Origin of the sequence: Burkholderia cepacia (genome assembly GCF_001039005.1) — a bacterium.
Classification (GTDB): Bacteria; Pseudomonadota; Gammaproteobacteria; order Burkholderiales; family Burkholderiaceae; genus Burkholderia; species Burkholderia theae.
This window is the reverse complement of record NZ_LDWR01000080.1, coordinates 1-5,810: the sequence shown is the minus strand read 5'-3', so window position 1 is coordinate 5,810 and position 5,810 is coordinate 1. Positions and strand designations below refer to the sequence as shown.

The 5,810-nt window shown below is 54.2% G+C and carries 5 protein-coding genes and 2 pseudogenes; 3 read left to right on the top strand and 4 right to left on the bottom strand.

Annotated features, from left to right (window positions below; all coding sequences use genetic code 11):
* Both VL15_RS36005 and VL15_RS43880 read right to left on the bottom strand, forming a co-directional pair.
* Nucleotides 1-881: IS110 family transposase (locus tag VL15_RS36005; protein WP_048251550.1), on the bottom strand; the 881-nt coding region annotated here is incomplete at its 3' end.
* A 304-nt stretch (nt 882-1,185) separates the two neighbouring features.
* Entirely contained in the window at nt 1,186-1,548 is a 363-nt protein-coding gene (locus VL15_RS43880) for a transposase (protein ID WP_196319666.1), read from the bottom strand.
* 229 nt (nt 1,549-1,777) lie between these two features.
* Between VL15_RS43880 and VL15_RS36000 the strand changes: the two are divergent.
* Nucleotides 1,778-2,732 (top strand): annotated as a pseudogene (locus VL15_RS36000) (IS5 family transposase).
* A gap of 507 nt (nt 2,733-3,239) precedes the next feature.
* Here the strand turns inward: VL15_RS36000 and VL15_RS39190 are convergent.
* The gene (locus tag VL15_RS39190) at nt 3,240-3,623 is read right to left on the bottom strand and encodes a hypothetical protein (protein WP_155420372.1); all 384 of its coding nucleotides are present in this window, start codon (nt 3,621-3,623) and stop codon (nt 3,240-3,242) included.
* A 26-nt stretch (nt 3,624-3,649) separates the two neighbouring features.
* Nucleotides 3,650-3,793 (bottom strand): hypothetical protein, encoded by a 144-nt coding sequence (locus VL15_RS42360; protein WP_155420371.1) that lies wholly within the window; start codon nt 3,791-3,793, stop codon nt 3,650-3,652.
* Nucleotides 3,794-4,781: 988 nt separating this feature from the next.
* Between VL15_RS42360 and VL15_RS43875 the strand changes: the two are divergent.
* Together VL15_RS43875 and VL15_RS41215 are read left to right on the top strand one after the other, a co-directional pair.
* Nucleotides 4,782-4,964, top strand: a pseudogene (locus VL15_RS43875) (helix-turn-helix domain-containing protein); the annotation flags it as partial.
* Between the two features lie 18 nt (nt 4,965-4,982).
* Nucleotides 4,983-5,690, top strand: coding sequence for a substrate-binding domain-containing protein (locus tag VL15_RS41215; protein WP_419188709.1), 708 nt, complete (start codon nt 4,983-4,985; stop codon nt 5,688-5,690).
* The last annotated feature ends 120 nt before the right edge of the window (nt 5,691-5,810 follow it).

Sequence of the window (5,810 nt, the reverse complement as noted above, 5' to 3'; positions counted from 1 at the left end):
TAACGCTTGACGAAACACATAGGGGCACCCCCCAAGGCCGCCTCGACCAGCATCGCGCGGGCATAGGACCGTTCGCGCTTGGTAACGTGGCCGTGCCTCGTCGGTGTCGGTCCCGATTGATAGACGGCGGGATTGAGCCCGAAGTAGCTCACCAGCTTCTCCGGATTCGGGAACCGTTCGACGTTACCGATCGCGGACAGTAATCCGATCGCGACCGTGGTATTGACCCCGGTGATCGTCAGCATCTGGCGCAACCGCTCGTCACCGATACTAGCCTGCGCCAGCGCTTGATCTACGGCATGCAGATCCTCGCCGAGGCGCTTCAGTTCGCGCAGGCGTTGCTCGACGCCCAGACGTTCGTCCATCGGTAGCGATTGGGCGCTGAGCCACACGCGCCCCTTCTTGCCGAACAGATCGGTAGCAGGACACCGTTCGATCAGGTGGGCGGCCAGCACCGCATGAATCTCGTTCTTCAGCCGCGTGCGTTGCCGGAACAGTTGTAAACGGCGTGAGATCTGGCGGCGCACCGCCAGCGTCGGCTCATCGGGCATCCAGACTTCCGGCAGAAAGCCGCTCGCATACAGCTGCGCCAGTACGGCCGCATCGATCTTGTCCGTCTTGACGCGCGCTTGGGCCATGAGCCTCACCTGCCGCGGATTCGCAATCGCCACGCGGGCAACGTGCCGGCACAGCACATTGACAATGGCGGCGGTATTGCCGGTCGCCTCGAGCACCACATGATCGGTGGCGCGCAGCTTCGCGGCAAAGCGCTCCAACTCGTCGCGTCGTAGCCCGGTTCGGCCGCCGGCATGCAGCGCGCAGTGCCCCTGGTACGCGATCTCGGCCACGGAGCGCGAAACATCCAATCCTACGATTCGCATAACCGTCTCCCGTTTCAAATCACTGTCGGGAGCCGGTGGGACAGCACGACAACTACGGATTCGCGCTCGCAGCGCAACCGGGCGGGTCGCGGGGGCCGGTCCATAACACAAGCTCGCAGCTCAACGTATAACAACGGCCTGCCCACCCGAAGTGCTCCCCAGTGTCCCTTGTCCCGGATGGTCACACCATACGCTCGTACTGCTCGGCGCGGGACCGTGAGGCACCGGCTATATCATGCCAGTTACTAATATAGTATAGTAAAAATAGTTACGGCTGCAGCACTAAATTTCCGACAATTTTATTTTAAAAATTTAAATTTACACGCCCTCCCCTGGGACAAACGCGATAGTCTATGTCGCTGCGCAATTCAAGTCCGCGAATCGCCTGCAGCATTCGCACTATGCGTTCGAGCGAGCCGTCATCGCGCCATCTTTTGAAACTTCGATGACAGGTCTGGAACGATGGATACCTTCGCGGTATCGCCGCCCACGGTTTACCACTCCCAATCACCCATAGCACGCCATTCAGCACAACTCTTGGATTGCGGCGCGGACGCCCTCGCTGACCGCGGGGAGTCCACGCCAGATCTGGAAAGCATTCCGAGAAATATTTCCATTCCTCGTCGCTAAGCTCGGCTCCAAAATAAGGGGTGGTTTTTATATTCACAATACTTGAAAATTAAAATAGTCAAGAATTTAAAATAAGTCAAATCAACCAACCATGAATTGACATTTTTTGTTGGTTTGTGATGCCTAGGTGATGGTGCACTCAGAATCGTCGGTTTTGCATAAATCCGTCGACTGCGAAGCGGATTGACGTATACGCGCAACAACTGCGGGGCATGATTGTTAACAATTTGGGATTCTGCGTAGATTTTTTATTTTTCACCGAGAAGATGCGTAGGGACGAAAGCAAGATACGCGAGCGAAATGCGCATACCGCACCAGGAACTGTGCGGCTTACAACGTCGACCTGATCAACCGAGGTAACGTTACGATTTGGCTTGATAAAGCCGAACTCGCCTGCGCGCCCGATGCTAAGCCTCTGCACGAGCGTCCGCGACTCTACAGCGACGCGCTGTTCCGGGCGTTGCGTGGCCTCAAGAGTGCGTTCTGCCTGCTGTTGCGCGCGCTGCAAAGCTTCGCGCAAAGCCTGCGCGTCTTGGCCTTCGCCACCGCACCCGTGCCGAACTACACGACGCTGTGTCGTCGCATTCAAACGCTCGAGGTCCAACTGACGATCGTTCGCGACAGCGAACCGATCCATATGGTGGCCGATAGCACGGGCATGAAGCTCTACGGCGAAGGTGAATGGAAGGTGCGCCAGCATGGCTACTCGAAGTGTCACACGTGGCGCAAGGTGCATCTCGCGCTCGACGCGAACACTGGTCAGATGCGTATCGCGCTGATGACACATCAGGACGTTGCCGACGACGACGTCCTGGCCGAACTTCTCGATCAGGTCCCGGGCAACAAGCAGTTCGATGTCATCGACGGCGACGGGGCCTACGACTCCTAGTCGCGCCATGCAGCGATTGTCGCGCGCGGCGCAACAACCCCGGTTCCGTCGCGCGAAGGCCCCGCTCGTTTGCCCGCGAACACGTCGGGCGCGACACGGCGCAACGATGCGGTCGATGCGATCACCCAACTTGGCCGCCGCGAATGGAAGAAGAGCAGTGGCTACCATCGACTCTCGCTGTCGGAAAAGGCGATGAATCGGCTGAAGACGCTCACGAGTAGCGCTTGTGGGCGCGGCGCATCAGCCCACAGGCCACCGAGGTCGCCATCCGCGTGGGCACGCTGAGCCGCATGTTGGACCTCGCTCGTCCGCAATCCGTTCGCATTGTTTAAGATCCGAAACATGACGGCTACTTTCGTCCTCACGGTCGATTTATACGACAACGCCCTCAGAACACATCGACGCGACCTCACTAAAATTTCGATTATTTTCCCTCATGACTCACGCAAAACAATTGCCATTGATACCGCAATATGAGAAATGGTTGGTGTGGAAACGTTTCGTCGTTTGTAAGAATTTCATAAAAACCGACACCCTATGACGAGAGATCACTCCGTCATCACTGCCACCTCACTACAAAACTCGGCCAAATCAGAGCCGCGGATATCGCCCAAATTTGCAACGTACCACGCCGCAGTTTCCCAAACGCTCATTCGGCCGATATACACACCGATATCTAGTAGCGATGGTCGTGAGAGGGCCTCGGGAACTATAACAAGCGCATTTTCCATCACAGGCTATCTGCTTCACCTCCAACAAGTTCGGGCGACACCGCAAAAAATCGAACGAAACATCGAGCGCAAGTGAGGGTTGTATTAGCACACGTTATTGGTTTGTCACTACAGGATATAGAGTCGAACCCACGGCCAACCAAAGCAAAAAGGACAACTTCCGTTAGCTTGTAAGTCGTGGCTGGCGTGTTCGGCGGCCGGCCTTTCGAGCAACGTGATTTGGCCGCTCAGCGTTTGCCATTGCGGCAAGATCACGCCCAAAACGGCCAGCAATCCGCACAACCAATGATTGATGCAGTTCGCTCTCCACAAAGCACGGTGCATACTGCGCAGCACCAGCCCGCTTTGCTGGGCCGGGAACTTGATCAGCACGAAAAACGTATGGGAACGGCTTGCCGCTTCGCAGATCGCTTCCGTATCGAGTGCATCGTTCTTCACGTGAACGTCGTCCTTGCGGTACATGGCAACAAACTGCGGCGGAATCTGGCGCACGTCGTGTCCAAACGCTCGCAGCTTGCTTACCCTGTCGTGCACCGTGCTGCACGCCCCCCCTTTGCGACCAGATACGGCTCCAGCTCCGCGAGCCAGCTCACGAATCGTTCGCGTGCGACTGTCTTCCGTACGACGACATGCTCGACACCGCCGACTTCGTGAATCTGCATGACATTCTTCGCCAGATCGACACCAACACGAACAATCTTGTTCAAGCGCCCCTCTGTGGATGGTTGCGTAGCAACAGCCATGGCGACTTCCGACGGTGCCGATCCGGCGATCGTGGAGGTTCTTACCAATCCGGATCAAGAGTAGCCTCGACGAAGAAATTTAAGCCAAGGCCATCAGCGTTACCAAAAATTCTGAGACATTTTTATAACGTAGTCCAATGCATATGTTGCATTGGACTACACAAAATTTTCGACCCAGCATGATATCTGCAGTGTCGTCGCCCAACATATCCTGATGCACACCAAAATATCAGGTAACGCCGAATGAGCAATCGTGGCACGATGATACCGCAGTTCATCGAGATAGACGGCCGGCCGTTGAAGATATGTAGGGGAGACAGGGAAACAGGAAGCACCTACCGGAAAAGAAACATTACCGATGCAGCCTTGTTCTTTGCGAAAATATTAGGCGCACCTCGTTAAATCAATCATGACGATCGCGTGATATATATGTGCGATCGCTGAAAAAATCGTCTTATATGGTATATCCAGACGTTGATTTAATGCTCATTGCATTTGGACGGAGACGAAGCGCATCGTCGATGCGTGTCACGATTTCTGCGATCGCATCTCCGGCAGCCCAGATCAAACGTACCGCAGGTTGCACAAGGAGGGTGGGAAGCCATGCGCAAGTTGATCATCGATCTATTACGCCACCACATCTGGGAGGAGACGATTAAGCGGTCGGCGCACTAAGGATAGCCCGCAGACGGTGGAAATATCTCAAACTTAGCAACCTATCCGGCTTTATATGATTAGTTCACCAAATCAATTTTGGCGCAGAGCACCAACAATGAACCAATCCCACAGAGTGTTGATTCGCATTGCAAATAAAAAGATTTAGAGTGTCTTTCAGTTGCATGGCACCGCACAATTTTGAGATGATTTGGGCCTAAATTTCAATTTGTTGAATTGTTACTTGCGAATCATGCTTGATCTTAATTCGAGACGTCTTGTACATCTTGTGGCATTGAGTGAAGAGGGCAATTTCTCAAGAGCCGCTGCCCGCGTACACCTTAGTCAGCCAGCATTCAGTCGAAGCATACAATCACTCGAGGACGAGCTTGGCATAAGGCTCTTCGATCGTGTTGCACGTGGCGCTACTCCGACTCCAGCAGGTAAGCTTGTCGTGTCGCAGGCTCGCCGCGTGTTGAACGAGGCAGACCGTCTCATACGCGAGGTCGCACGACTAAATATCAACGAAATGGGCAACCTGACTATCGGTATTGGTCCTTATTGCGCGGAGATTTTGCTACCCGAATTGTTGATCGAATTTACTAACCGGTATCCCAAGGTGAACCTGAGGATTGAGCATGGCGATGATCAGTTGTTGGTCGAGCAGCTTCTGGTCGGAGGGGTCGACTTGATCGTGAGTGATCGTCGGGGACTACCTTCAACGCCGATTGTTGCAACACATCTATTGTCGCAGCATGAAGTGACACTATATGTCCGCCCTGGACATCCCTTGCTTTCGCTCGAGCGGATCGTGTCAATGGATTTGCATGGCTACCCATTCGTCTCTACGCCGATCCCTAGATTTTTACGCGAAACCATCCATCAAATGCTCAAATTGCGCAACGATGAGGAATTTTTTCTGCGAACTCAGTGCAGCGATATATCTGTGCTAATGGGAGTCGTAAATAATACCGATTCGATCATGTTCTCGACCGTTTCTGCAGCAAGAGAAGAGACGACGAAGGGAACACTGATGCCAATTCGTCCCGTCGATGTTCAATCAATGCCACTTGAATTTGGACTCGCCCATTTGACCGATCATTCATTGACACCTGTGGTAGAAGCAACCGTAATGATGATTCGCGGTGCGATGCAGACGTAGTGCTTTACTTGCATGGCATCTCGAGCTTGTATGTCGCTCGACCATTGGTCCGGGCAGCACGCCTCCGAAGCTATCCGAAAGCAATGCGCACGGACCAAGTGACCCTGCCCTGAATCCACG